Annotated in this window: 24 protein-coding genes; 11 read left to right on the top strand and 13 right to left on the bottom strand. The window is 63.3% G+C overall.

Going from position 1 to position 25,285, the window contains the following annotated elements; translation table 11 throughout:
* Window positions 1–11: 11 nt before the first annotated feature.
* Window positions 12–893 carry a cytochrome c oxidase subunit II gene (gene coxB / locus IB262_RS15545; protein WP_034801222.1) on the bottom strand — a complete coding sequence of 294 codons (882 nt, stop codon included), beginning with the start codon at window positions 891–893 and terminating at the stop codon, window positions 12–14.
* A 366-nt stretch (window positions 894–1,259) separates the two neighbouring features.
* On the opposite strand from coxB, the gene IB262_RS15540 reads away from it, so the two are divergent.
* On the top strand, window positions 1,260–1,790 hold the full coding sequence (locus IB262_RS15540; RefSeq protein ID WP_034801218.1) for an invasion associated locus B family protein: 531 nt from the start codon (window positions 1,260–1,262) through the stop codon (window positions 1,788–1,790).
* Between the two features lie 130 nt (window positions 1,791–1,920).
* Here IB262_RS15540 and ribB read toward each other — a convergent pair whose 3' ends face one another.
* The 3 genes from ribB to IB262_RS15525 form a co-directional block, all read right to left on the bottom strand.
* Window positions 1,921–3,021, bottom strand: coding sequence for a 3,4-dihydroxy-2-butanone-4-phosphate synthase (ribB, locus tag IB262_RS15535; RefSeq protein ID WP_112975862.1), 1,101 nt, complete (start codon window positions 3,019–3,021; stop codon window positions 1,921–1,923).
* A 39-nt stretch (window positions 3,022–3,060) separates the two neighbouring features.
* Window positions 3,061–4,158 (bottom strand): chorismate synthase, encoded by a 1,098-nt coding sequence (gene aroC, locus IB262_RS15530; RefSeq protein ID WP_034801213.1) that lies wholly within the window; start codon window positions 4,156–4,158, stop codon window positions 3,061–3,063.
* Between the two features lie 114 nt (window positions 4,159–4,272).
* A complete protein-coding gene (locus tag IB262_RS15525) occupies window positions 4,273–7,452 on the bottom strand; it encodes an EAL domain-containing protein (RefSeq protein ID WP_112975861.1) in 3,180 nt (1,059 codons plus the stop codon).
* Window positions 7,453–7,748: 296 nt separating this feature from the next.
* Here IB262_RS15525 and IB262_RS15520 point away from each other — a divergent pair, with 296 nt between their 5' ends.
* Window positions 7,749–8,009: a DUF1344 domain-containing protein gene (locus IB262_RS15520; protein ID WP_034801209.1), complete on the top strand. Its 261-nt coding sequence runs from the start codon at window positions 7,749–7,751 to the stop codon at window positions 8,007–8,009.
* A 156-nt stretch (window positions 8,010–8,165) separates the two neighbouring features.
* On the opposite strand, the gene IB262_RS15515 is transcribed toward IB262_RS15520, so the two are convergent.
* From IB262_RS15515 to IB262_RS15500, 4 genes are all read right to left on the bottom strand, one after another.
* Entirely contained in the window at window positions 8,166–8,750 is a 585-nt protein-coding gene (locus IB262_RS15515) for a histidine phosphatase family protein (protein WP_112975860.1), read from the bottom strand.
* A gap of 47 nt (window positions 8,751–8,797) precedes the next feature.
* The gene (fabI, locus tag IB262_RS15510) at window positions 8,798–9,616 is read right to left on the bottom strand and encodes an enoyl-ACP reductase FabI (protein WP_034801205.1); all 819 of its coding nucleotides are present in this window, start codon (window positions 9,614–9,616) and stop codon (window positions 8,798–8,800) included.
* A 208-nt stretch (window positions 9,617–9,824) separates the two neighbouring features.
* Window positions 9,825–10,916, bottom strand: a complete 1,092-nt coding sequence (locus tag IB262_RS15505) for a DnaJ C-terminal domain-containing protein (RefSeq protein ID WP_060516310.1) — start codon at window positions 10,914–10,916, stop codon at window positions 9,825–9,827.
* A gap of 219 nt (window positions 10,917–11,135) precedes the next feature.
* The gene (locus tag IB262_RS15500) at window positions 11,136–11,588 is read right to left on the bottom strand and encodes an RT0821/Lpp0805 family surface protein (RefSeq protein WP_034801195.1); all 453 of its coding nucleotides are present in this window, start codon (window positions 11,586–11,588) and stop codon (window positions 11,136–11,138) included.
* 71 nt (window positions 11,589–11,659) lie between these two features.
* On the opposite strand from IB262_RS15500, the gene pdxH reads away from it, so the two are divergent.
* The gene (pdxH, locus tag IB262_RS15495) at window positions 11,660–12,349 is read left to right on the top strand and encodes a pyridoxamine 5'-phosphate oxidase (protein ID WP_082566261.1); all 690 of its coding nucleotides are present in this window, start codon (window positions 11,660–11,662) and stop codon (window positions 12,347–12,349) included.
* A 30-nt stretch (window positions 12,350–12,379) separates the two neighbouring features.
* A complete protein-coding gene (locus tag IB262_RS15490) occupies window positions 12,380–12,955 on the top strand; it encodes a GNAT family N-acetyltransferase (RefSeq protein WP_162728760.1) in 576 nt (191 codons plus the stop codon).
* Between the two features lie 33 nt (window positions 12,956–12,988).
* On the opposite strand, the gene IB262_RS15485 is transcribed toward IB262_RS15490, so the two are convergent.
* Window positions 12,989–14,020, bottom strand: a complete 1,032-nt coding sequence (locus IB262_RS15485) for a polysaccharide deacetylase family protein (protein WP_060584358.1) — start codon at window positions 14,018–14,020, stop codon at window positions 12,989–12,991.
* A gap of 245 nt (window positions 14,021–14,265) precedes the next feature.
* Between IB262_RS15485 and IB262_RS15480 the strand changes: the two genes are divergently transcribed.
* A complete protein-coding gene (locus IB262_RS15480) occupies window positions 14,266–15,543 on the top strand; it encodes a D-alanyl-D-alanine carboxypeptidase family protein (RefSeq protein ID WP_083523616.1) in 1,278 nt (425 codons plus the stop codon).
* A gap of 25 nt (window positions 15,544–15,568) precedes the next feature.
* Here IB262_RS15480 and IB262_RS15475 read toward each other — a convergent pair whose 3' ends face one another.
* From IB262_RS15475 to IB262_RS15465, 3 genes are all read right to left on the bottom strand, one after another.
* Complete coding sequence (locus tag IB262_RS15475; protein ID WP_060603845.1) at window positions 15,569–16,225, bottom strand: hypothetical protein; 657 nt, start codon at window positions 16,223–16,225, stop codon at window positions 15,569–15,571.
* 6 nt (window positions 16,226–16,231) lie between these two features.
* On the bottom strand, window positions 16,232–17,647 hold the full coding sequence (tldD, locus tag IB262_RS15470) for a metalloprotease TldD (RefSeq protein ID WP_112975859.1): 1,416 nt from the start codon (window positions 17,645–17,647) through the stop codon (window positions 16,232–16,234).
* A gap of 137 nt (window positions 17,648–17,784) precedes the next feature.
* Complete coding sequence (locus IB262_RS15465; RefSeq protein ID WP_060584146.1) at window positions 17,785–18,981, bottom strand: winged helix-turn-helix domain-containing protein; 1,197 nt, start codon at window positions 18,979–18,981, stop codon at window positions 17,785–17,787.
* A 132-nt stretch (window positions 18,982–19,113) separates the two neighbouring features.
* Here IB262_RS15465 and IB262_RS15460 point away from each other — a divergent pair, with 132 nt between their 5' ends.
* From IB262_RS15460 to IB262_RS15440, 5 genes are read left to right on the top strand one after another with little or no spacing between them, the layout of a single operon-like run.
* Window positions 19,114–19,794 (top strand): energy-coupling factor ABC transporter ATP-binding protein, encoded by a 681-nt coding sequence (locus tag IB262_RS15460; RefSeq protein ID WP_060603842.1) that lies wholly within the window; start codon window positions 19,114–19,116, stop codon window positions 19,792–19,794.
* On the top strand, window positions 19,788–20,393 hold the full coding sequence (locus IB262_RS15455) for an energy-coupling factor transporter transmembrane protein EcfT (protein WP_112975858.1): 606 nt from the start codon (window positions 19,788–19,790) through the stop codon (window positions 20,391–20,393). The genes IB262_RS15460 and IB262_RS15455 overlap by 7 nt, the downstream gene beginning before the upstream one ends.
* 36 nt (window positions 20,394–20,429) lie before the next feature.
* Window positions 20,430–20,993 (top strand): biotin transporter BioY, encoded by a 564-nt coding sequence (locus IB262_RS15450; protein WP_060584143.1) that lies wholly within the window; start codon window positions 20,430–20,432, stop codon window positions 20,991–20,993.
* Window positions 20,994–20,997: 4 nt separating this feature from the next.
* Window positions 20,998–22,500 carry an AMP-binding protein gene (locus tag IB262_RS15445; protein ID WP_060584141.1) on the top strand — a complete coding sequence of 501 codons (1,503 nt, stop codon included), beginning with the start codon at window positions 20,998–21,000 and terminating at the stop codon, window positions 22,498–22,500.
* Entirely contained in the window at window positions 22,478–23,659 is a 1,182-nt protein-coding gene (locus IB262_RS15440; protein ID WP_192493688.1) for a thiolase family protein, read from the top strand. Before IB262_RS15445 ends, IB262_RS15440 begins: the two co-directional genes overlap by 23 nt.
* A 187-nt stretch (window positions 23,660–23,846) precedes the next feature.
* On the opposite strand, the gene IB262_RS15435 is transcribed toward IB262_RS15440, so the two are convergent.
* On the bottom strand, window positions 23,847–24,248 hold the full coding sequence (locus tag IB262_RS15435; protein WP_034801160.1) for a thioesterase family protein: 402 nt from the start codon (window positions 24,246–24,248) through the stop codon (window positions 23,847–23,849).
* Window positions 24,249–24,264: 16 nt separating this feature from the next.
* Between IB262_RS15435 and IB262_RS15430 the strand changes: the two genes are divergently transcribed.
* Window positions 24,265–25,236, top strand: a complete 972-nt coding sequence (locus IB262_RS15430; protein WP_112975917.1) for a zinc-dependent alcohol dehydrogenase family protein — start codon at window positions 24,265–24,267, stop codon at window positions 25,234–25,236.
* The last annotated feature ends 49 nt before the right edge of the window (window positions 25,237–25,285 follow it).

Raw genomic sequence — 25,285 nt, 5'->3', positions numbered from 1 at the left:
TCCCCTTCCGATTACTGTGCGGCGTTAGCGGCGACGTCGACGGTCTTGGCCGAGTCGATGGACGCCATGAGCGCCTTGTTCGCATCGCCAACATTCGTTGCGGCGGCTGCGAGCCAGGTGTCGTATTTTTCCTGCGAAACCACGCGGATGGCGATCGGCATGTAAGCGTGGTCCTTACCGCAGAGCTCGGAACACTGGCCGTAGTAGAGACCTTCGCGCTCGGCCTTGAACCAGGTTTCGTTCAGGCGACCGGGAACGGCGTCGATCTTCACGCCAAAGGCAGGCATTGCAAAAGCGTGGATCACGTCAGCAGCGGTGACGAGAACACGAACCGTCTTGCCGACCGGCACGACGACTTCGTTGTCGACGGCGAGCAGGCGCGGATATTCTTTCTTGTCTTCCTTGCCGAGCGTCGCGCGATCTTCTTCCTTCATCATGATGCTGTCGAAGGTGAGCGGGCTTTCGCCGACTTCATACTCGTAGGACCAGTACCACTGGTTGCCGGTCGCCTTGAGCGTCAGGTCCGGATTGGCCGGCGGCGTCAGCTGCGCGGTCAGGAGCTGGAAGGACGGAATGGCGAGGAAGAGAAGGATGACGACCGGACCGACGGTCCAGACGACTTCGATCGCGGTGTTGTGGCTGGTCTTGGACGGAACCGGGTTCGCGCTTTCGCGGAACTTGATCACAACGATGATCAAAAGGAGGAGAACGAAGAGAGTAATCGGGATGATGAACCACAGGGTATAATGTTCAAACCACGTGATTTCTTCCATGATGCCCGTAGCGGCCGTCTGAAAATTCGTCTGCCATTCGACAGGCTTGTCAGCAAAGGCGCTCGAAGCAAAAAGCAGACAGGCAAGCGCTGCCAGAACTGCATAAGCCTTGTTTTTCACAATGTGTCTCCCCAATGCGCTTGATCAGGATCAAACCGGAACGCAGAATCCCTGCGATACTGCTGCGCTTCAAACCACAGTTTGTCCGATGCCGCAACATCTGACCAATCAACCCCATGCGGCATTTTTGCACAAACGCAGCTTTTCACACAGGCACCCCTCGAAACCCGTGGCGAAACCACCTATAGGGGCTCTTCTGCGCGCTTGGCGATCCGATTGCACAGCGCTTTGACGGCGGCGCGCCGGATAGGGCGCCCAACCCGCCCAATTTCCGCCATATGGCGCTGGAATGTGCCCCGCAGGGCTTTTCATTTATTCCTGCGCGCTTCAAGAATAGCCCTGATGATTCGACGTTTTGAGGTTTACATGGGCCTGCCCCTCTTTTCCCGACTGTCGGCCTTCGCCGCCTTCGGCCTTGCCGTTCTCGCTCTCCCGGCTCAAAGCCTGGCCCAGCAGCCCGCCGGAACACCCGGCACGGTCAAGTCCAACCATGGCGCATGGTCGATCGTCTGCGATCAGCCGCCGGGCGCCTCCGCTGACCAGTGCGCGCTGATGCAAAACGTCATCGCCGAAGACCGGCCCGAAGTTGGCCTGTCGGTGGTCGTTTTGAAGACTGCGGATCGCAAGGCCAAGATCCTGCGCGTACTCGCTCCGCTCGGCGTGCTTCTGCCGAACGGCCTCGGCCTGAACGTCGACGGCAAGGATATCGGCCGCGCCTATTTCGTGCGTTGCTTCTCCGACGGCTGCTACGCAGAAGTGGTGCTCGAGGACGAACTATTGAAGACCTTCCGTTCCGGTGCGACCGCGACCTTCATCGTCTTCCAGTCGCCCGAAGAAGGCATCGGCATCCCTGTCGACCTCAAGGGCTTCGGCGAAGGCTACGACGCGTTGCCCTGAACGGCGACAAATTCAAAGACAAACAAAGAGCCGCGCTTCGAGCGCGGCTTTTTTGTTGGCTGCCGCCGAGCATAAAAGACAAGGCCCGGATCGATGATCCGGGCCTGATGCATGCGAGAGCGACGCGTCTTTAGATGATGTCGGTCCCGACGATCTTGATGCCGAAGCCTTCGAGGCCGACATAGTGGCGTTCGCGCGAAGCGAGCAGCCTGATGGAGCTGATGCCGAGATCCTTCAGGATCTGCGCGCCGAGGCCGATTTCCAGCCACTCGTTTTCGCGCGCCTGCGCCTCGTCGTGCGCTTCGCGCTCGTGCTTGCCCTTGCGCGCCGTCTGCGACACGCCGACGCCGACCGAGCCTTCGCGCAGATAGACGATGACCCCCCTGCCCTCATCGGCAATGCGCTTCATGATGCGGTCGATCTGGCAGTCCCTGCCGAAGACGTCGGCGCCGACATTTTCGAGATGCAGGCGAACCGGGATATCGACGCCGTCACGGATGTCGCCAAAGACGACGGCGAGATGCTGCATCGGATCCCAGGGCAGAGAATAGGAATGTCCCTTGGCCGGACCATAGGGCGTCTCGATATCGAAGGAGCCGCCATGCTCGATCAGCGTTTCCTTGCGCTGACGATAGGCGATGAGATCGGCGACCGAAACCTGCTTCAGGTCATGGGTGTCGGCGAAGCTCGCCACCTGCGGCCCACGCATGACGGTGCCGTCGTCATTGACGAGTTCGCAGATGACGCCGATCGGCGGCAGGCTGGCGAGCCTGCAGAGGTCGACGGCAGCTTCCGTATGGCCGGAGCGCATGAGAACGCCGCCTTCGCGCGCGACCAGCGGGAAAATGTGGCCGGGGCGAACGAAGTCCGTCGGCCCGACATTGGGATTGGCGAGGTTGCGTACCGTCAGCGTGCGGTCGTCGGCGGAAATGCCCGTCGTCGTGCCGTGCTTGAAGTCGACCGAGACTGTGAAGGCGGTGGTGTGCGCGGAATCGTTTTCCGCCACCATGGCGTTGAGGTTCAGGCGCTTGGCCTCCTCGCGCGGCATCGGCGTGCAGACGATGCCCGAGGTGTGGCGCACGATGAAGGCCATCTTTTCCGGCGTGCAATGCACCGCCGCGACGATCAGGTCGCCCTCGTTCTCGCGGCCGTCGTCATCGGTGACGACGACGATTTCGCCGGCCTCGAAGGCGCGAATGGCATCGACGACACGCTTCTGATCATAGGACATGGTGTTCTTCCCGAATTGTCTGGGCCGGTTGAAGCCGAATTACTTGAGGCGGCCGGTCTGGCCGCGGTCACGCAGGTAGTGATCGGCGATCGTGCAGGCAAGCATCGCCTCGCCGATCGGCACGGCGCGGATGCCGACGCACGGATCGTGGCGACCCTTGGTACGCACATCGACCTCGTTGCCGTCGCTGTCGACCGAGCGTCGCTCGGTGAGGATCGACGAGGTCGGCTTGATGGCGAAACGCGCGATCACCGGCTCGCCGGTGGCGATGCCACCAAGAATACCGCCAGCATGGTTCGACAGGAAGACCGGCTTGCCGTCAGCGCCGATGCGCATTTCGTCGGCGTTTTCCTCGCCGGTGATTTCGGCCGCACCGAAACCGTTGCCGATCTCGACACCCTTGACGGCGTTGATCGACATCAGGTTCGAGGCGATGTCCTGGTCAAGCTTGGCATAGATCGGCGCACCGATGCCGGCGGGCACGCCCTCGGCAACCACTTCGACGACGGCGCCGATCGAGGATCCGGACTTGCGGATGCTATCGAGATATTCTTCCCAGACCGGCACGATCTCCGGATCCGGTGCGAAGAAGGGGTTGTTGTCGACCTCGGTCCAATCCCAGTTGGCGCGGTTGATCTTGTGTTTGCCGATCTGCACGAGCGCGCCGCGCACGACGAGACCCGGCACGACCTTGCGGGCGACACCACCGGCAGCGACGCGCGCCGCGGTCTCGCGCGCCGAGGAACGGCCGCCACCGCGATAATCGCGGATGCCGTATTTCAGATCGTAGGTGTAATCGGCGTGGCCCGGGCGATAGCGCTTGGCGATCTCGGAATAGTCCTTCGAGCGCTGGTCGGTGTTTTCGATCAGCATCGAGATCGGCGTTCCGGTCGAGATCATCGTCTCGCCGTCCTCGTCGAACATGACGCCGGAGAGAACCTTGACCAGATCGTCCTCGCGGCGCTGTGTCACGAAGCGCGACTGGCCGGGTTTGCGCTTGTCGAGCCAGACCTGGAGTTCGGCGAGCGTGAAACGGATGCCGGGCGGGCAGCCGTCGATGACGCAGCCGAGCGCCGGCCCGTGGCTTTCGCCCCAGGTGGTAACGCGGAAGAGATGACCGAAAGTGTTATGCGACATGAAGGCAACCGACCCTAAGCAAGCAACGGCCGTACGTTTTGTACGCGGATGCCTTCTCTTAGTGGAAAGCCGGAGATGGGGAAAGGCTTTTGCGACCCGACGCGACCTCCTTCATCACGACGCCAGGCGCAAGCCGCGTTCGGTTGCAAAGGCGAGAAACTTCTCCGCGCTCAACGGCCGGGCAAATGCGTAGCCCTGCAGCACATCACAGCCCAGAATGCCGAGCATTTCGGCATGCGCCATGGTTTCCACGCCCTCGGCCACGGTCTCGATATTGAGCGAGCGGGCAATCTCGATAATCGAGCGCACCAACGCCTGCTCCCTGCGGGCGCTCAAAACCGGAACGACGAGCTGGCGGTCGATCTTCAACCGCTTCGGCTTGATCTTCAAAAGGCTGACGATCGAGGTATGGCCGGTGCCGAAATCGTCGAGTTCGATATCGATCCCGAGCTTCTTGATGCCCTCGATGTTGGCGGCGACGATATCGTCGCTTTCGTCGAGGAAGATCGACTCCACCAGTTCGAAACAGATCTGTCCGGGCGTGATGCTCAAGCCTTCAAGCGAGGACAGCAGGTCGTCGTCCTGCAGCCGCTTGGCCGAAACATTGACCGAGATCTTGGGAACCCGAATGCCGGCCGCTGCCCATCGCATCTGATCGGTGAGAGATTTCTCCAGAACGAGACGGTCGAGCATCGCCGTCACGTTGAGTTCGTCGGCGATGCCGAGAAAACGATCCGGCGTCAATATGCCCTCGCGCGGATGCCTCCAGCGCACCAGTGCCTCGACGCCGCAAAGCGCGAGCGTCGTCGCATCGAACTGCGGTTGATACCAGGGTTCGAATTCGTCGCGCTCGATGCCTTCCAAAATCTCGTCGGCAATGCGCTTGGCGGTCACCACTTCCGCCTGCAGCACCTCGGTGAAGAACTGGTAGCGGTTCCGGCCCGCCTCCTTGGCGCGATAGAGCGCGATATCGGCGTTGACGAGCAGTTTGCGCGCGTCGATGTCGGCGCCATGCCCGACTGCCACGCCGATGCTGACACCAAAGCGGCAGGGAAATCCGTTGTAGTCGACCGGCTGCCGCATCGCGGCAATGATCCGGTCGCAACGGGCAGCAAGCGTCGCCTCGCCCTGTTCACCGGTAACGGCGACAACGAACTCGTCGCCACCGATGCGGGCAATGATGTCGCCCGCCGATGTGTTCGCCCGCAGGATCTCCGAGGCATGGATCAGCATGGCGTCGCCGGCTGCGTGACCCAGGGTGTCGTTGATCTGCTTGAACCGGTCGAGATCGATATGAAGGATGGCGATGTCCTCACGGTCGCTGCCGGCGTCCAGAGTCAGTCGCTCCAGCGCCTTGTCGAGCATGCGGCGGTTGCCGAGCCCTGTCAGCGGGTCATGCAGTGCGTTGTGCTCGATGCGAACCCGGGCCTGCTCCAGCTCGGCGTTCTTTGCGTCCGCCATGGCCTTGGCCGCGCGCAACTGTTCCGTCATCAGCACGTCGTCGGTAACATCGAGCGCCATGCCGACGAATTTCCGTGCACCGTCCGGGGCGACGTGCAGCTTGCCGACCGAGCGGATGTGGCGAACCGTTCCGGCCGACAATATCACCCGCACCTGATGCACATAGGTTTCGTCCGCTTCGATGGCGCGATTGACCGCGTTGAGCGCCGGCTGCCGGTCATCGGGGTGCAGCGCTTGAAGCCATGTCTGCTCGTTGGTGGCGCCGTCGGTATAGACCAGCCCGTAGAGCTGATGCATGCGCTCGTCCCAATAGGCGACGTTGTTGTCGAGATCGGCCTCCCACATGCCGCAGCGATAGGAATCAAGAGCGAGGTCGAGACGTCGTGACAGGAGCTCTAGATCCTGTTCACGCTCGTAGAGACCCTTCAGCGCCTGCTCGAGCTCAAGGTTCTGCTGGTCGACCTGTGCCTTGGCCGCACTCAGCCGCTCGTTCTTCAGCACATCGTCGCTGACATCCCAGCTGATGCCGGTGACCTTGGCGCGGCCATCGGCGCCGCGGTGGCTGGACCCGACATTGCGGATGTGGCGCACCGTACCGTCGTGCAGAATGACACGATACTGCGATCGGTACTCGAGGCCGTCATCGAGGCTACGGAACAGCGCATTGGCGGCAATACCTATGTCGTCGGGATGCACGGTCGCGCGCCACTCGTCGTACGTGGGCTCGTCCAGATGCACCTCCAGTCCATGCAGGTGGAACATCCGGTCGTCCCAGGAACGCTGCTGGCTCTCGACGTCGATTTCCCAGATGCCGATCTTCGACGCGTCGAGCGCGAGGTTCAGGCGGTGAGACAGCGTCATCACCTCCCCTTCCCGCGCCTTCAGCTTGGCGATGTTGCGCTGTCGCTCGTTGACGAGGCCGCCAGCCAGGAGGATCGGGATAACCACCACCGTGACGGCGACGGCGATCGCCAATTGGATGAAGATGCTGTTTTCGGGAAGCTGCTGCCATCCACCGACGGGCATGGCCGCTAGCTCCCACACGCCGCCTGCTAGCTCCAACCGGCGGTTGACCGGCGCGGCGCGAAAAAGAGCGTCGTCGCCATAGAACGCATCCTGTATGCGGTCCGGCTCGGAAATATCGCGGATCGCCAGGTGAACGTCGACATGGCGGTGGTCCCGCGCCAGTTCCGGCGCCTCGCCGCCCGACTCGAGCAGGCGCGCGGCGCGGTACAGCGCCTTCTCGTCGAGTATGGCCTCGACGTAGCCCCAACGCTCCATGCGTCCCTGGATCTTGGAAAAGACTGGCAGGAACAGCTCGAAACCATTGCGACCGCTTGGCAACCGGATCGGGCCGATCATCACCGGCCTGACCGTCGAGGACGCGCGCTCGATGGCATGTCTTGTCGCGCCGAATCGCTTGAAGTCGCTGCCGACGAACCATTGCTGGCTCTCGCGCGGAAAGGCGATCCGCACGACGCCACCGGGCGCTGCCGAGGCGCGCACCATCTGCGGATTCTGCAGGAGGAGCTTCGTCGCCATGACGGTGAAATCGTCTGTTGTCATGGCCGGATGCACGCCGATGCTGTTGGCAAAACCGTTCAGCGCGGCAATGCTGGTGTTAACCTCCGATTGCAGGCGGTTGGCAATGAGGTTCAGTTCGTTCTCGACGTCGATCCTGAGGTCGTTCTGGAAGTTTTCACGGTTTTGCCGCTCATAGACATGCCCGCCCGTAAACACGACGAGGCCCGCGATCGCCGCCGGAATGAGCGAGGGTTTCGCAAATCTGGCGGCGGCCCGAATGCGCTGGCGCAGAACGTCAATGATCTTCAATCTCTTCCCCTCGATCCCCAACCAAAGGTAGCGAGCGAGTCTTAAGATTGGCTTTCGTCACAATTCCTTGGCAAACCCTATAATTCATGGGGAAACCACCCCGCCGATACCCGGAGTTCGGCCCCTGCCCGCTTGAAAAATACGGTACCGCCGTCCAGTCTCCAGAGTTCGGATAGACCATCAAAAAAGCGGGGGCGTCCGGCCAAAAGCTACGCCGCAAGGCAATTTTTGCCACAATCGGGGATCAAAGGGGAGTGACAAGGATGTTCGCAGAAACGTTGAAGAGGGCAAGAAGAATGCGTTTTGTTATTGCCGCACTCATGGCCACCGCAGGGCTGCTCTCCCCCTTGTCCGCCCTTGCCGAAAGCGCCGACGTTGAAGCTACCATTACGGGTGTTGATACCGAAAGGCTGAGCCTGTCGCTTGACGACGGCAAGAACTATCAGGCGCCGGAGGAATTCAATTTCGAAGGCCTGAAGGCCGGCGTAAAGGTTCTCGTCTTCTACACGGAAGTGGACGGCAAGCGGGTCATCAACGATCTCGAAATCGTTCAATAGAAAGCGCGGCCTTTCCTACAGGCCGCTGCGCGGTTCGCCCGAACCGGATTTTCACATTTCTGGAAAATGACCTTTTATCGGATGCCCCTCGCGCGGGCATCCGTGTGAAGCGCTTTGCGCGTCGCTGCGCCAATCTACGCCCTACGCTTCAGGCTATCAGACCCAGCCGATGGCATTGCCGGAGATGCGCAGAAGGCGGTCCTGCGGGATCGCCGCGGTCGCGGCCTCCTCGGCTTCCATTTCCCCGAAAAGCTTGAAGAGCACGCGAATGACGCCGCCGTGGCTGACGCAGACCGTCGGCTTCGTCACGTCCCTGAGCCAGGCGGCTATGCGCCAGGACAGAATTTCGTAACTCTCGGCATCCTCACCGGGCGGAATGAAGTCCCATTTCACCGCGCGCCGCTCGGCGATCCTCTGTGGCGCCGAGCGCTTGAGTTCTGGCAGCGTGTGCCCTTCCCAATCGCCGAAGGAAACTTCCTTGAGCCGCTCGTCGGCGCGGTAGGCGGCCGGATCGAGCCCCATGGCCCGCCGGACACGCTCCATGGTCTCGCGCGTGCGGCCGAGCGGACTGGCGACGAAGTCGAAATGCCGGGCGTCAGCGCCGAGGATGCCTCCAAGCGCCACGCCGTTGCCGGTCGCCTGCTGGCGACCGAAGTCATTGAGAGGGATATCCTTTTGCCCCTGGAGCCGGCTTTCGGCGTTCCAGTCTGTCTGTCCGTGACGGATCACATAGATCAGCACAACATGTCTCCGGGCAGCAGGCTGCCGAATCCGCCTTGGCGGTTCGGTCAGTCCTTGATCACGGAGATATCGGGCGCGTCCACAGCCTTCATGCCGACGACATGGTAGCCGCTGTCGGCGTGGTGCACTTCACCAGTAACCGAGCGCGACAGGTCCGAAAGCATGTAGAGGCCGACGTCGCCGACTTCCTCGATGGTGACGGTGCGGCGCAGCGGCGCGTTGTACTCGTTCCACTTGAGGATATAGCGGAAGTCACCGATGCCCGAAGCGGCCAGCGTCTTGATCGGGCCTGCAGAAATCGCGTTGACGCGGATGTTCTTGGGGCCGAGGTCGACGGCGAGGTACTTGACGCTTGCTTCCAGAGCAGCCTTGGCGACACCCATGACGTTGTAGTTCGGCATGACCTTTTCGGCGCCGTAATAGGTCAGCGTCAGCATCGATCCGCCGTCCGTCATCAGCTTTTCAGCGCGACGGGCAACCGAAGTGAAGGAGTAGACCGAGATCTGCATCGTCTTTGCGAAGTTGTCGGCCGAGGTATCGACGTAGCGGCCGGTCAGTTCGTCCTTGTCGGAGAAGCCGATCGCATGCACCACGAAATCGATCTTGCCCCACTTCTTCTCAAGCGCGTCGAAGACCGCGTCGATGGTGGCTTCGTCGCTGACGTCGCAATGGCCGGCCATGAAGCCGTCGATTTCCGCGAGCAGCGGCTCGACGCGCTTTTTCAGAGCGTCGCCCTGATAGGTCAACGCAACTTCACCACCCTGCGCGTGGATGGCCTTGGCAATGCCCCATGCGATGGAACGGTTGTTTGCAACGCCCATGATGACGCCGCGCTTGCCCTTCATCAGACCGGATGCCTGAGCCATGGTAAGTCCCCAATACTATTCCAGCATCGGCCGTCGCCGGTGCCAAAGATCAAAAATGTCACAGACGCCCCACGAGAACGGGTGCGGCAAAATGTCGAGAATTGCCTATGGCATAGCCGCAAGGGTGGTTCAAGCACGGCTGAGATCAGGAACTGTTAGTCCCCGTAATATTGGTTCAGTGTGTCAGCGAACTGTCACAAATGGCCTGTCACAGATAGAGGCCGTCGCGCTGCGACTTCATCAGATCGGTGATCTTGTCGTCGGGCGCCTCGGGCAGGACCAGCCGCAATTCGACCAGAAGATCGCCATGCGTACCATAAGCACCGGGCATCCCCCTGCCCGCAAGGCGGATGACCTTGTCGGAGCCGGACCAGGCCGGCACGACCACCGTAACCTGCCCGACCGGGGTTTCGAGCACCTGTTCGCAGCCGAGCACGGCGCCCTGCAGATCGATCGGCAAGGTGGTCATGAGATCGAGGCCGCGGGCGCGGAACGTCCCGCCCTGGTCGACCCTGAGCGTGACGACGACGTCGCCACGGGTCATGCCCGTCACCCGATAGCCCTGCTCTGCCAGACGAATGCTCTGACCGTCGACGGCACCCGGAGGGATCTGCACCTTCAGGCTTTCGCCGTCTGGAAGCTCGACGGAGAGGCGCTGGCGGTTGATCAGGTCGTCAATACTGACGGCGAGATCGACAGGAAGATCCGGGACCTTCTCGGCCGTCTTTGCCGCGCGACCCCGGATCCGCCGGACGATCGCCGCCACAAGCTCGGCGGCCGGTGCGGCTGCACGCTGCATCAGCGGAGTCTCTGTCTTGAGAGCGCTTTCCTGCTGCGGTTCGGGGGCTGGTTCCGGCTTGCTTTCGGAAGCCTGGGCCGGGCGCTCCGGCTCCTTTGCTGCCGCAGCCGGCTTGGGCGATGGTTTCGGCGTCGGCTTCGGCGATGGGCGGGCCGACTTGCTGCGGGTCTCCGCGCCGAAAATCTGTGAAATGGCGTCCTCGGCGGTCTCGGCGTCGACCGGCGCCTCTTCCTGAGGCCGCATCTTTGCCTTCATCGCCTCCATGCGACGAAGCTCGGCTTCGCGGCGCGCGTAGTCGTAGCGGCTTCTGAGCTTCGGGTCGCGCAGCAGCTCATAGGCCTTGCCGGCCTCGGCAAAACGCTCCGCGGCGTTGGGATCGTCCTGGTTATGGTCCGGATGCACGGCCTTTGCCAGCGAACGCCAGGCGGCCTTGATTTCATCCTGCCCGGCATTGCGCCGGACCCCGAGGATCACGTAGGGATCACGCATGGTTTCTACCATCTTCTCTGATCGGCGGCCTCTCCCTGATGCCCGCCTTTGCCCCGATTGCAGGCGCCATTGTCGCCCGTCCACTGAACGCCGATGATCCGGAGAAGTTGCTAAATAGTGGTTAGCCACGCGGCCTCATGTGGCCGTTGAGACGGCAACGCCGGCCGTCATGCGCGCATTTGCCAAAACGTGGTTAATCACCGATTTCAACGGCTTGCGTCGAACGCTCGCTCAGGCGCGCGGGCCGAAGCTCGTCAGATACCAGGCGCCGTCGCCGCCCTGGCAAGTGCTGCCGTCGAACTTGGCGATGCCTTCGTAGGAATGACGCGTCGTGGTGAATCGGCGGCAGAGCATGCCGCTGGCGCGGTCTTCCTGGATGCTGCTGATGACACCGGCACTGCCGGAGGTCGCATTGGCCCAGGGAATAGGATTGATGGCGCCGCTGTTGAGCTCGGCCGATGTCACGGCGTTGCGAACCATCACCGCATCGGAAAGGCCATCGGAGGTCTTGGCAACGGGAACTGTGCCCGTCGAAACCGTGCGGTCGACTCCGCTGCCGAAAAGGTCGAGGCCAGCCCCCATGCAGCCGGACAGCGCCAGGACCGGCAGGCAAATTGCCGCGCTACGCAGCAAGGCGAAGGAATACCCCTTCTTGGCGTCGATCCACTTTGCTATGTCTTGCACGGCAATCCTGTCAGACTCGCTGGAGCCGCACGTTTCTCGACAAGGTCAACATACAGGCTCCGACATTTTCGATGCGGAAACACCGGTCGGGCTCATCCCGAAGTATTTCCGCGCCAGACATCACGGCATTGGAACGCAATATGGCGGCGAATGAGTTAACAAGCGGTGACTTCACCGAATCAAATGAACCCTTTTCCCTGTTTGGCACATGGCTGAAGGACGCGGAAGGTAGCGAGATCAACGACCCGAATGCGGTGGCGCTCGCAACCGTCGATGCCGACGGACTGCCGAATGTCCGCATGGTGCTGCTTAAGGGTTTCGACGAGCGCGGCTTCGTTTTCTACACGAATTTCGAAAGCCAGAAGGGTGAGGAGATCCTCGGTGCCCGCAAGGCGGCGATGTGCTTCCACTGGAAATCGCTGCGTCGGCAGGTGCGCGTGCGCGGCCCGGTCGAGATCGTCACCGACGAGGAGGCCGACGAGTATTTCAAGAGCCGGCCGCGCGGCAGCCGCATCGGCGCCTGGGCCTCGAAGCAGTCGCGGCCACTCGAAGGCCGCTTCGCGCTGGAAAAGGCCGTTGCCGAATACACGGCCCGCCACGCGCTCGGCGAAATCCCGCGCCCAAGCTATTGGTCAGGCTTCCGCATCTGCCCGACGTCGATCGAATTCTGGCACGACCGCCCCTTCCGGCTTCATGACCGGATGGAGTTTCGCCGCGAGGCACCCGAAGGCGGCTGGGAAAAGGTGCGTATGTACCCATAACCCGCGCGTCCGTCGCAAGAGAGGCGCCAGATGCAATCACGACGCTCGGCTATGCAGGTGGCCGAGCGGATTTTGTCTTTTGCCCGGCCCGAGCCGGGCATTTTCGTTGAGTGCCTATTGATAACGATCGATGTTCGTGACGCGACGCTCGACGATATAGCCGGTTGTCACCGCTGCCTCGATGACGTCGCCCAGGAAGGCCGCTGGCTTTCACGGCTAAGCGCACCACCCTTCGACGGATGCCGCATACATGACAGTCCTGCATCGCGCCCGGGCGCCCAGATCGTTGCTGTCGACGATCGCGTGGTCGGCTGGTGCGATATCCGGCTGGATGCCTCGCCCGTTCGGCGCATGTCGGGACCGTGGGCATGGGGCTCCTCGGTATCTATCGTGGGAAGGGAATTGTACGCCGCCGCCTGCAACTGCGATGCAACGCGCTCGCGAAGCGGATTGGAACGCATCGAGCTTTCCGTCCTTCATGAGAACGCCGCTGCCCGGGCGTTTTACGCGCAGTTTGACTTCCAGATCGAAGGCCGTCGTGTTCGCGACTGGAAACACGACGGTGTTTACCAGGACAGCATTCTCATGGCTTTTGCCTTCAATTGACGTCGAAGCACTCGGCTGCCCAAGTCGCCTTTTCTAGCCGGCCGCCAGGCGGAACGGTATGCCGGAGGCCAGAGCCGAAACGTAGCGGGCGCGCTGGAAATGGCCGTTCAGAGAAATGCGCGGTAGCGCATAAAGGCTGGCTTTCGCGCGAGCGATGAGCGTGCCGGGTTGGGTGGTGACGGCCAGGGTGAAACCCAAATCGGCGACGATGCGGTGGTCGCGTGCGGATACCGCCGGTGCGTCGCCATAGGGATAGGCGAAAGTCTGGGGCGGCCGACCGGTGATCGCCTCGACGCGCCGCAGCGATCCCTCGATCTCCCGCCGCGCCTCAGCATCCGTCAGGCGCGCGACCGCGCGGTGGCTGATCGTGTGGGCGCCGAGGCTCGCGATAGGACTTTCGATCAGGCGCCGCAAACCGGCCTCGTCCAGTGTGAGGCGTTCGGTTATCGCCTGCGGATCGATGCCGCCATCGAGGGCTGCAGCGTTCAAGGAAGCGATCGCCTTTGCCTCATCATGGCCGTGAATGAACGCCGCAATGCGATTGAAGACGGCCTGCCTTTCGGCCGTGGTCGACGCCTGCAATGTTTCTACGCCACGGCCGAAGTCAAAGCGCAGCTTCTCGCGCGTTGCGAGCATATCGGCAAGCGTCTCCCACCAAAGCGTATGGGTGCGATCGACGAACCCGCCGGTAACGAACACCGTGAATGGCGCCTGGTGGCGCTGGAAGACCGGCAACGCGTGCTCGAGATTGTTCCGGTAGCCGTCATCAAGGGTAAAGCAGGCGACCGGCCCACCTTTGGCGGCCAGCGCCTCCGGCAAGTGTTCGAGCGGGGTGAAGCGATAGCCGTCGCGCTTCAGCGTCCTCAACGCGACATCGAGGAATTCCGGCGTGATTTCCAGGTGCGCATTGGGATCGAAGGCACGGGCAGATTTCGGCCGGACATGATGCAGGGTAAAGATCGCCCCCTGCCCGCGCGCGCCGGCAATCAGCCCGGCGCGGCTCAGCCCCCCGGCGACTTCCAGCCCACCGGCAATTGCGGCGCGGCGAACAATTGTCCTGATCATGCCCTTGATGGTCGCCCCCAAATCTGGCCCGCGAGGTTCCGGCGCGGACTATCAGCCTGGAAAGTTAACGGCGAGGGCGTTAAACCTTGTTGAACGGGGAGAGCGTTCATCGGCCATTTACCACAACCTCGAAAACAAGGTCGGCTCGCCACATTCCGCCCTAAAGTTGCAGCAAAGACACGGATCTTGTCACAAAACGAAACAGCTTTGCGCCTTGCCGAGGGCGCTACTCGACGGGGATCGATATGAAAACTTTGCGCTGCCTCCTGCTGGCGACCTTCGCACTGGCGCTCGGGACGGCGACAGCCGTCGCCGGAAGCGCCTCGCTGGTGCTCGATGCGCGCACCGGCAAGGTCCTCTCGTCTGAAAACGCCGATGTCCTCAATCATCCTGCCTCCCTGACCAAGATGATGACGGTCTATATGGCCTTCGAGGCGCTGAAGAGTGGCAAGCTTTCCTGGGACAGCAAGATCAAGGTTTCGAAGGCGGCGGCTGCCAAGCCGCCGATGCGGCTCGGCCTCAAATCCGGCATGACGATCACGGTGCGCGAGGCGGTCCTCGGCATGATCGTGCGCTCGGGCAACGATGCCGCGGCAGCGATGGCCGAGAAGCTCGGCGGCTCCGAGGCGAATTTCGCCCGCATGATGACCGCCAAGGCGCGTCAGCTCGGCATGAGCAAGACCATCTTCATCAATGCCTCCGGCCTGCCTGCCAGCAAGCAGGTGACGACGGCGCGTGAAATGTCGACGCTCGCCGTGGCGCTGATGCGCGACTTCCCCAGGGAGTACCGGCTGTTTGCGACCGAAAGCTTCAATTTCCGCGGCCGCAAGGTGCGGGGGCACAACAACCTGATGTACCGCTACGACGGCATGGACGGCATCAAGACCGGCTACACCAACGCCTCCGGCTTCAACCTCGTCAGCGCCGTCAAGGACGGCAATCGCCGGGTGGTCGGCGTCGTTCTCGGCGGCAAGACGGCGCGCAGCCGCGATGCCAAGATGGCGGCCCTTCTCGATCGCCATGTCGGCAAGGCAGCCAAGGGCGGAAGGCAGCTGGTGGTATCCACGCGCGGCGGCAAGACGGTCGAAGCCCCCGTCGAAGTGGCCGCGGTCGCGACATCCGAGGTTCCGATGCCCTACACCGCACCGCAGCGGGCCAAGCGGGATTCGGTTGCTGCCCTGATTACAGCGACATCGACGGCCGCCATCCCCGCGGAACGGCCGACGGAGCTTGCCGAGATCGAAACGACGGCTGCAGTTCCGGCTGCGTCAGGCGGCTGGCAGATCCAGATTTCGGCCGCGCCATCCGCAGAGGCTGCGCGCATGCTGCTGGCGCAGGCGCGCTCGGAAGCCGGTGCGCCGCTCGCGGGCGCCACGCCCTACACGGAAGCCGTCGGTAAGGGTGCCAAAGCGATCTACCGCGCCCGCTTCGTCGGCTTTTCGAGCCGCGACGCGGCAGCAGCAGCCTGCGATGCCCTCAAAGAGCGCTCCTATGACTGCATGATGCTGCCGTCGCGCGGCTGATTGGCCGCCGGCCTCAGAGCCTTCGTCACTCTTGCACGACGGCTCTACGGAAGCGGTTGGCGAGCCACCAGTCGCACTGCTCCTGGCTATAGCCAAGCAGCAGCCCCTCCTCGCGCTCGTCTTCTGCCGTCCATGGGCGCCAATTGCAAAAGAGCTGGTGGCAGCGTTGCCTGAAGCGCGCGAAACGCCACTCTTCCTCCGGCAACGCATAGGTGAGGTAGAGAACCCTTTGCTCCTTCTCGCCACCGGTCGTTGTCGGGCACATCCGCGAGAACTCGAACATGTCCGCAAGCAAAGTTCCGTCGGCAACGTGCGGCGCGAACAACTCTTTGGTTTCGGCAAGCCAGGGCGACGCGGCATCGTCGCTGAAGAAGGCGAAGGGCTTGCGCCCTTCCAGCATCAGCGGAAGCTCATAGCCGGTGTGCACCAGATAGGGCACGGTATCGAGCGCATGCGGCCGCCGAAGCTCAGCTTCCTCGCCTGTTTCTGGCAAGGCAAGCCCGACGGCCGACGCCAGCAGCGTCAGGTCGTCTTGATCCAGACGGTAGCAGGCATGATCCAGGAAGACGCCGTTGCGCAGGTCCAACGCCCGCGCGATCTCGGTGGCATCGCGATCAAACCTCAGTTCGTGCGTCGGTGTGGCGGTCTTCGGCGACAGAAAGGACAGCTTGAAGACCGCCATCGGACCTTACGCCTGCGTGCCGCCGACGGTGATCTGATCCATGCGCAGATGCGGCTGACCGACGCCGACCGGTACCCATTGGCCGGCCTTGCCGCAATTGCCGATGCCGGTGTCGAGCTTGGTGTCGTTGCCGACCATGGTGACGCGCTTCATCGCATCCGGGCCGTTGCCGATCAACATCGCGCCCTTCACCGGTGCGCCGATCTTGCCGTTTTCGATCAGGTAGGCCTCGGTGCAGCCGAAGACGAACTTGCCGGAGGTGATGTCCACCTGGCCGCCGCCGAAGGAGACGGTATAGATGCCCTTCTTGACCGAGGCGATGATTTCCTCCGGCGTTTTGTCGCCGGAGAGCATGTAGGTATTGGTCATGCGCGGCATCGGCACATGGGCATAGCCCTGGCGACGGCCGTTGCCGGTCGGCTGCATGCCCATCAGCCGGGCGTTCTGCCGGTCCTGCATGTAGCCGACGAGCTTGCCGTCCTCGATCAGCACGTTGTAGCCCGACGGCGTGCCCTCGTCGTCGATGGAGATCGAGCCGCGGCGGGCCTCGATGGTGCCGTCGTCGACGACGGTGACGCCCTTGGCGGCCACCTGCTGGCCCAGCAGGCCGGCAAAAGCCGAGGTCTTCTTGCGGTTGAAGTCCCCTTCCAGGCCATGGCCGACGGCTTCGTGCAGCATGACGCCCGGCCAGCCGGAGGCAAGCACCACGTCCATGGTGCCGGCGGGCGCATCGATCGCTTCGAGATTGACGAGTGCCTGGCGCAGCGCCTCGTCGGCGCCCTGCTTCCAGTTTTCCGCGGTGACGAAATCGCCGAAGCCGCGACGCCCGCCGGTGCCGAAGGAGCCGCTTTCCTGGCGATCGCCTTCGCCGGTGACGACGGAGATGTTGATGCGGGTCATCGGCCGGACGTCATGGACGCGGTGGCCATCGGCGCGAAGGATGTCGACGACCTGCCAGCTAGCGGCGATGGTCGCCGTCACCTGACGGACCTTCGGATCCTTGGCGCGCAGATAGGCGTCGATTTCCTGGAGCAGCGCGACCTTCGCCTCGAAGCTCGGTTCGCCGATCGGGTTTTCGTCGCCGTAGAGTTTCTTGTTGGTGCGCTGAGGGGCTGCGGCATAGGAACCGGCATAACCGCGCGTCACCTGCGCCACGGCATCGGAAGCACGGCGGAGCGCCGAAAGCGAAAGTTCGCCGGAATGCGCGTAGCCGACCGCTTCGCCGGCAACGGCGCGCAAGCCGAAACCCTGGTCGGTATTGAAGCTGCCGCCCTTTAGCCGGCCGTTGTCGAAGGAAAGCACCTCGGCCTGCGCATGTTCGAGGAACAGTTCGCCGTCGTCGGCACCGGCGAGCGTTTCCGAGAGAACCTTGCGGACCGTTGCGTCGTCGGCATCGAAGAGGCTCATCAGATCGGTGTTCATAGTGGCACGCTCCCGCGTCAGGAATTTCTGTCGCCTCCATTTAGGAACGCGGCGGGTTCAAGCCAAGGAAAATATCACGGACCGCATGTTTCCCTCGATCCGCACCGATCGACGCAAGCATGCAGCGGCTCAAGTCGCTACAGCGACGTATTCCAGCCGTCGAGCCGTTCCACCCGCTCGACGCCGGCGAAGCGGGCAACCCGATCGAGCTCGGCATCGATGCGTTCCAGGCGCCCTGCCGAGACGCGGACGCCCTTTTCGAGCCAGAGCTTGCGGACATCGAGGCTGCCGCGCTTGCGGTCCGCCTTCATGTCGATGCGGCCGATCAACCGGTCGCCCTCGATCAGCGGGAAGACGTAATAGCCATATTCGCGCTTGGCCTCGGGCACGAAGATCTCGATGCGATAATAGAACCCGAACAGGCGCTCGGTACGATTGCGGTCGCGCAGCAGCGGATCGAAGGGGCTCAGCACCCGCACCCGGCCCGGCGGCTCAGGGATATCGCCAAGTGCGTCCGGGAATCCAGCGAAGGCGTAGGCGACACGTGGGCGTCCGCCATCGATCGCTTCGATCTGCACTTCCACGAGTTCGTCGCGATGCTCCGCCACCCAGGTCTTGGCCTCCTCGGGCGACACCAGATCCCAGAAGGCTGCAATCTCGCCATGGGTGGCAAAGCCGAGACGCTCCAGCGCACTGCGGCAAGCCCAGTCGATGAACTCCGGATGGCTGACGTCATCCTCGTTGTGGTGCGGCGGGATCACTCTTTCCGTGAGATCGTAGACCTTCTGGAAATTCTCGCGCCGCGCGATCGCCAGCTTGCCCGTGCGCCACAGCACTTCCAGCGCCGTCTTCGACGGATGCCAGTTCCACCAGCCGCCAGACTGGTGTTCGGCCTCCTTCAAGTCTCGGGCGAGCACCGGGCCGCCTTCGGCAATACGCTGATAAGTGTCGTCGCAGCCTTTTTCAAAGCCTTCGCCACGCCACGCCTTCCACCGCTCGACGATCGTCTCACCTTCCCATTTGAAGCGGTGCTTCCAATAGCGGAAGAAGCTGCTTGGAATGATCGAGGCATCGTGGGTCCAATGCTCGAAGAGGTCGCGATCGTCCTCCAGCAGCGCCGTCAGATGCTCTCGACGATAGGTCTGGTTGCGGGAAAACAGGATCTGGTGATGGGCGCGCTCCACCGTGGCGATGCTGTCTACCTGCACGAAGCCGATGTCGTGGATGAGCTTCAAGAGGCCTTCCTTGCCGAGCGCGCGGTTGGGCGCGCCTGAAAGGCCCTGCTTGGCGAGGAAGATGCGACGGGCGTCGCTGTTGGAAAGGCGAATCGTCATGACGATAACAATAGGCTTTTATTCCCATAATTCAAATACCGCATCGGTCCGCGGACTGCATTGCCCTTGTTGTCGCACTTGGCCTATAGAGCAACCCGAAAACGGCGCGGGCCGGAGACAGCGAGGAACGGAATGGACATCCGCTTTACCGATTGCGCGGTCCGCTTCGGCGAGCGGGTGGCTTTGCACCCCTTGACGCTCACGCTCAACGAAAAACGCATCGGCATCATCGGCCTCAACGGTTCCGGCAAGACAACCTTCGCCCGGCTGATCAACGGTCTGGTGAAGCCTTCCTCCGGCGGCGTTACGGTCAACGGGCTCGATACGATCAAAGACGACCGCGCCGTGCTTTCCGAGGCCGGCTTCATCTTCCAGAATCCGCACAACCAGCTGATCATGCCGATCGTCGCCGAGGACATCGCCTTCGGGCTGAAAAACCGCGGGCTTTCGCGCGAAGAAGTCGACCGCCGCATGCAGGCAGCCCTTTCGCGCTTCGGCATCGAACACCTGGCAAGGCGACGCGTGCATGAGCTTTCGGGCGGAGAAACGCAGCTCGTCGCCATGGCGAGCGTCGTCGTTACCGATCCGAAGATCCTGATCCTCGACGAGCCGACGAACCAGCTTGACCTCAAGAACCGCCGCCGTGTCGCCGCGGCGATCGACGACCTGCCGGAGGATACGGTGGTGATCACCCATGATCTCGGGCTCGTCGAGAATGTCGAACGGCTATTGCTCTTCCACGAGGGCCGCCTTGCCTTCGACGGCAACCCGCAAGACGCGATCCGCCGCTATCACGAGATCGCCGGATGCTGACGAGCCTGCACATCGAGGGCAACAGCTTGCTCCACCGGCTGCCGGTCAGGGTCAAGCTGATGGCACTCGTGGCGTCGAGCATCGGCCTTTTTTTGAGCGCTTCGCTCGCGGTTCAGGCGATCGCCTTCATCGTGGCCGCCGCTCTTTATCTCTCCGCCGGCCTCACGCCCAAGGAGGCGCTGAAGCGCGTCGGCTTCGTCTTCCTGACGATCTTCTTTCTGGCGGCCGTCAATCTCTTTTACCTGTCCATTGCCGAGGTCGCCACGTTAACCTTGCGGCTGATGGCGCTGGTTCTGTTTGCAGCCGCCGTCACGGCGACGACGACGATCAGCGCCTTCATGGACGAGATCACCATCCTCTTGAGCCCGCTGGAACGGCTGGGCTGGCTGAAGGCGGCCGATGTCAGCCTGGCGCTCGGGCTCGTACTGCGCTTCGTCCCGGATATCTTTGCGCGCTATCAGGCAATCCGCGAAGCCCATCGCGCCCGCGGACTGCCCGTCCGGCCGTTGACGATCATAGGGCCGCTGATCATCCTGACGCTGAAAGATGCCGACACGATTGCTGCCGCGATTGACGCGCGCGGATTTCGCCGTCAATAAATTCGCGAATTCTAAAAAACAGGGAAGCGGAACTACATGAATACCAGAGATCTCGTGCTCATCGCCCTCTTCGCCGCGATCGTCGTCGTGCTCGGCTTCATTCCGCCGATCACGCTCGGCTTCATTCCTGTCCCGATCACTGCGCAATCCATGGGCGTCATGCTCGCCGGCTGCATTCTCGGCGCGAGGCGCGGCGCGCTCGCCTTCCTGCTGTTCCTGCTGCTGGTCGCCATCGGCCTGCCGGTGCTTTCGGGCGGCCGCGGCGGCCTTGCGGTCTTTGCCGGCCCGTCGGGCGGCTTCATCATCGGCTGGGTCGTTGCCACCTTCGTCACCGGCCTGATCGCCGAGCGCACCGTGCGCGAAGGCCAGGCCGAAACGCGCCAGTTCATCGGCTTTTTCCTCGCCTCCGTCCTCGGCGGTATCGTCGTGCTCTATGCGATCGGCATGCCCTGGGTTTCCGCCGTCACCGGCACCCCGCTCATGACCGTTGCTGCCGGCTCGCTCGCCTTCATTCCGGGCGACCTGCTGAAGGCTGCGATCGCGACGCTTGCCGCACGCGCGGTCTACGCCGGCTATCCGCTGTTGCCGGCCCGCGCCTGAGCCGATGCCGTTTGCCGCCGCGATCCATCGCCACGCGCAAGACCACCCGCATGCCCCGGCCTTCCAAATCGAGGGCCGGGTTTTCACTTTTGGTGACCTCGCACGCATCGCCGGCGCACTTGCCGAACGTTTCGGAGACTTGGTTGGGATTGCCGAACGCCGCAGCGTGCTCGGCGACCGCTCTCGCCTGATCGCACTGGAGACGGGCAATCATCCGCTCTTCGCCGCTGCCTTCCTTGCCGCCACTAGCGGCGGCAACTGCGTCGCGCTGATCGATCCGCATCTGCCGGAGGCGACGCGCCAGACGATGCACGATCGCCTTTCGCCCGATCTCATTGTCAGGGCCGATGGCGCCAACCTCTCGCTCCATGCGCCCGCAAGCGGCAAAACGCGAACCTTTCGCGAGACCGACGGCAACGAGCGAAAGCCGCTCGCAATCGGCGACGACACCGAGCCATTCCTGATCGTCTTCACCTCGGGCACGACAGGAACGCCGAAAGCGATCATCCGCGATCGCGGTTCGTGGCGCAGAAGCTTGGCCACGGGCGAACCCTTCTTCGGCATCGACCGCGCCACCCGCACCTTTGCGCCCGGTCCGCTCGCGCACGGGCTGACACTTTATGCGCTTGCCGAAACCCTTGTCGCCGGCGCCGAATTCATCGGGGCCGCGCATTTCGAGGCCTCCCGGGCGATGTCCATCGTCGAGGCGAAAGAGGTCAAGCGACTGGCGCTGGTGCCGACGATGCTGCGGCGGCTCTGCGCTGCAGCCGCCGACCGGCCGCAAACATCCGTCACCCAGATCACCGTCGCCGGCGCCAAGCTGACCGAAAACGATCGCGACAGCGCGGCACTCGCGTTTCCTCAAGCCGATATCATCGAATATTACGGCGCCTCGGAACTGGGCTTCATCAGTGTTGCGACCAACGGCGACACCGCTTCGGCCACCGCCGTCGGCCGTGCCTTCCCGGGTGTTACGCTCAGCATTCGCGACGACAGGGGGGGCGAAATGCCAACCGGTGAGACGGGCACGATCTTCGTCGACAGCGCCCTCATATCCGACGGGTATGTCGGCACCACCGATGGTGCCGGCTTCCGTCGTCTCGGGTCGCTGGCGACGGTCGGCGATCTCGGCTTCCTCGATGAGTGCGGCACCCTGCACCTCCTCGGCCGGTCCGGCGGCATGGTGCTTTCGGGCGGCAACAACATCTACCCGCAGGAAGTGGAAGCCGCGCTGACCGCAGATCCCGGCGTGCACGCCGCTCTCGTCCTCGGGCTCGACCACCCGGATCTCGGCAGCGAACTCGTCGCCGTCATCGAGCCGGAAGGCGGTATGTTTGATCGAGAAGCGCTTGAGCGTCATCTCGCCGCCCACCTGCCGCGCTATAAGCATCCGCGCCGCATCTGGCTCTGCCTGAATATGCCGATGACGCAGTCGGGCAAGGTGGCGGCGGGCACGCTCAGACAATGGATCGCGGATGGAAACGATGCTCTCGAACTCATCGACTGACCCAGCACGCACACCTGTCATTATCGCCGCTCTCCGCACACCGATCGGCCGCGTCAACGGCACGCTTCGCGATATCGAACCGTCGCAGTTGGCGGCACCGCTGATCGCCCGTATTCTCCGCGATACCGGTGTAGAGGCGAGCGAGATCGACGACGTTCTTCTCGGCAACGCCGCCAACAGCGCCGGCAATCTCGCCCGGCTCGCCGCCCTCGAAGCCGGCCTGCCGGTCTCGACGCCGGGTGTCACCGTCGACCGCCAATGCGGTTCCGGGCTGGAGGCGATCACCCTTGCCGCACGGATGATCCAGGCGGGCGCCGGCCGTTTCTACCTTGCCGGCGGCACCGAGAGCGCCAGCCGTGCGCATATCCGCCTGAGACCGCCGCTGGAGCGCGGCGGCGAACTCGCGCCGGTCAAGCGCGCCCGCATGGCACCAGACGAGATCGGTGATCCGGATATGGGCGTCGCCGCCGAAAACGTCGCGACCGCCTGCAAGATCTCCCGTGAGCGTCAGGACGCCTTTGCGCTTCAAAGCCACCGTCGCGCGGTCGAGGCCGCCGTTGCCGGCCGCTTCGCCCGCGAGATTGTGCCGGTCGAAACGGCAGCAGGCTCTGTGTCGCGCGATGAGTGCCCTCGTGCCAATGCTTCGCTGGAGACGCTGCAACGGCTGAAGCCGGTCTTCGTCGAGGGCGGGACGGTAACGGCCGGCAATGCCTGCCCGATCAACGACGGCGCGGCGGTGGTGCTGGTGACGAGCCTTGCCGAGGCCCAACGACTTGGCGTTTCCTTCGCACTCGAATTCGTCGATGCGGCGACCGCGGGCGTCGATCCCAATCTGCTCGGGCTTGGCCCGGTTCCGGCAATGCAGAAGCTGAAGGCACGGCAATCCGCGCTCGATCCGGCAAAGGTCGATTTCATCGAATTCAACGAGGCCTTCGCCTCGCAGGTGCTCGGCAGCCTCGACCAACTCGATATCGCCGCGGAAAGGGTCAATCTCGACGGCGGCGCCATCGCACTGGGCCATCCCTATGGCGCCTCGGGGGCGATCCTCACCGTCCGGCTTTTCTCGCAGATGCTGGCATCGCCGAAAGGCACGGAAGGACTGGCGATGATGGGCGTCGGCGGCGGCATGGGCATCGTCACCCTGTTTCGCGCGGTTTAGGCGGCGCAATTCCGGACGGAAAACCGCTTCGCATAGTACGCGACACTGGTCTGGTAACGAGATAGATACCCCCTCCGCTCCGCCGGACAGAGGGGGTGGCGCCTTTGCCTGAACGGGCCAAAAACACCGTGAAAGCTGGAGCGTCGTCTTTTGTGACGGCTTCGCGCTTTTCCTGGAATTGCTTTGGCTAGACCGAATAGGCCGCCAGCCATTCGCGCGTCGCCGTCGGCAGCGGCAGCGGCGTGTGTCGCTGCGGATCGACCGCGACCCAGACGACCTCGACTTCGGCAGCAAGTTGGCCGCGTGCTTCGACCTTGACGACAAAACTGATCGAGCTGCCGCCGACCTTCGCCACGTTGACGGTAAGACGGGCCGGCTCGTCATAGCGCAGACCACGGTGATAGACGCAGGCCGAGCGGCGCACGAGATAGCTCGGCTCGTTCACCACATGCGGACGGTGACGCCAGAGGCTGGAAAGCGCGGCCTCGGCGTGGGCATAATAGGCGGCATTGTGCATGTGGCCGTGCATGTCTATATCGCGAAACGGAATCCGGATTTCCGTGACGTTCTCCAGCTCCCTGCCGTCCATGCGAGGCTCCCTGACGATGCGCTCCACCCTCGTTAGCCAGTTCGGCGATCCCCGGCAAGTGATTGCGATGGTCGACGCCGGGCGCGTGGCGCCTGCGGCGGGCGAAGTCGAGGTGGCGCTGTCGCTTGCCGCCATCAACCCGTCCGATCTCATCCCGGTGACTGGCGCCTATAGCGCCCGCACCACGCTGCCCTTCGTGCCGGGCTTCGAAGGCTTCGGCACGGTGACGCGCGTCGGCCCTGGCGTGACGTCGCTGAAACCCGGTGATCGCGTGGTGCCCATCGGTGCCAGCGGTCTCTGGCAGGAATATCTGATCCGGCCGGCCGAATGGTGTTTCGCCCTGCCCGACGACATCGGCGAGACCGATGCGGCCACCTGCTACGTCAATCCGCTGACGGCGCTGCAACTGGTCGAGGCGCTGCGCCAACATTTCGGCCCGCTCGGTGGCCGCCGTATCGGCGTCACCGCGGCAGGGTCGGCGATCGGCGGCATGCTGATGAAGCTGCTGGCCGGCGAAGGCGCGGATGCCACCGGGATCGTCCGCAGCGCGCGCAGCGCCGAGCGGCTGGCAACCGAGGTCCCCGGCCACATCGTGTTTGGCGACGAGGGCCGCGTGCCGCAGCTTCGCCTCGACGCAATCATCGACGCCGTTGGCGGTCCGTTTGCCGGCGATCTTATTCTGCGCACGCTCGAACCGGGCGGCGCCTTCATCCAGTATGGGGCGCTCAGCGGCGTTCCGGTGCCGCAGGCGGCGATCCAGGCGCGGCCGGACATCCGCTTCTCCTTCCTGTGGCTGCGGACCTGGGTGCATTCGGCCGGGCGACCCGTGATCGAAGCGGCCTTTGCCAAGAGTTTCGAAGGTTTGCGATCGGGTCTCTTTTCCAGCCGCATCGCCGAAATCTATCCGCTAAGCAGGCTCGACGCGGCGCTCGCGCATCAGGCGGATCCGAGCCGCGACGGCAAGCTGCTCATCGATCCGCGCTGTTGAAAATTGCGCCTTTCGACCGGCTCGCCATGGACCTTGCAGGGTGGGCGCA

The organism is Ensifer sp. ENS02, assembly GCF_014851885.1.
In the GTDB taxonomy this organism is placed as follows: domain Bacteria; phylum Pseudomonadota; class Alphaproteobacteria; order Rhizobiales; family Rhizobiaceae; genus Ensifer; species Ensifer adhaerens.
Note: the sequence above shows the minus strand (reverse complement) of the source record. Positions and strands in the feature narration are given on the sequence as shown.

Coding starts and splice junctions, on each gene's coding strand:
- IB262_RS15465 (WP_060584146.1), bottom strand. CDS start 18,981: ATGACGATTCGCCTTTCCAACAGCGACGCCCGTCGCATCTTCCTCGCC.
- IB262_RS15505 (WP_060516310.1), bottom strand. CDS start 10,916: ATGGTAGAAACCATGCGTGATCCCTACGTGATCCTCGGGGTCCGGCGC.
- IB262_RS15475 (WP_060603845.1), bottom strand. CDS start 16,225: ATGGCGGTCTTCAAGCTGTCCTTTCTGTCGCCGAAGACCGCCACACCG.
- IB262_RS15455 (WP_112975858.1), top strand. CDS start 19,788: ATGCTGACGAGCCTGCACATCGAGGGCAACAGCTTGCTCCACCGGCTG.
- aroC (WP_034801213.1), bottom strand. CDS start 4,158: ATGTCGCATAACACTTTCGGTCATCTCTTCCGCGTTACCACCTGGGGC.
- ribB (WP_112975862.1), bottom strand. CDS start 3,021: ATGTCCTATGATCAGAAGCGTGTCGTCGATGCCATTCGCGCCTTCGAG.
- IB262_RS15435 (WP_034801160.1), bottom strand. CDS start 24,248: ATGGACGGCAGGGAGCTGGAGAACGTCACGGAAATCCGGATTCCGTTT.
- IB262_RS15540 (WP_034801218.1), top strand. CDS start 1,260: ATGGGCCTGCCCCTCTTTTCCCGACTGTCGGCCTTCGCCGCCTTCGGC.
- IB262_RS15520 (WP_034801209.1), top strand. CDS start 7,749: ATGCGTTTTGTTATTGCCGCACTCATGGCCACCGCAGGGCTGCTCTCC.
- tldD (WP_112975859.1), bottom strand. CDS start 17,647: ATGAACACCGATCTGATGAGCCTCTTCGATGCCGACGACGCAACGGTC.
- IB262_RS15440 (WP_192493688.1), top strand. CDS start 22,478: ATGCTCTCGAACTCATCGACTGACCCAGCACGCACACCTGTCATTATC.
- IB262_RS15430 (WP_112975917.1), top strand. CDS start 24,265: ATGCGCTCCACCCTCGTTAGCCAGTTCGGCGATCCCCGGCAAGTGATT.
- IB262_RS15460 (WP_060603842.1), top strand. CDS start 19,114: ATGGACATCCGCTTTACCGATTGCGCGGTCCGCTTCGGCGAGCGGGTG.
- IB262_RS15445 (WP_060584141.1), top strand. CDS start 20,998: ATGCCGTTTGCCGCCGCGATCCATCGCCACGCGCAAGACCACCCGCAT.
- IB262_RS15450 (WP_060584143.1), top strand. CDS start 20,430: ATGAATACCAGAGATCTCGTGCTCATCGCCCTCTTCGCCGCGATCGTC.
- fabI (WP_034801205.1), bottom strand. CDS start 9,616: ATGGCTCAGGCATCCGGTCTGATGAAGGGCAAGCGCGGCGTCATCATG.
- IB262_RS15480 (WP_083523616.1), top strand. CDS start 14,266: ATGAAAACTTTGCGCTGCCTCCTGCTGGCGACCTTCGCACTGGCGCTC.
- IB262_RS15485 (WP_060584358.1), bottom strand. CDS start 14,020: ATGATCAGGACAATTGTTCGCCGCGCCGCAATTGCCGGTGGGCTGGAA.
- pdxH (WP_082566261.1), top strand. CDS start 11,660: ATGCGGAAACACCGGTCGGGCTCATCCCGAAGTATTTCCGCGCCAGAC.
- IB262_RS15490 (WP_162728760.1), top strand. CDS start 12,380: ATGCAATCACGACGCTCGGCTATGCAGGTGGCCGAGCGGATTTTGTCT.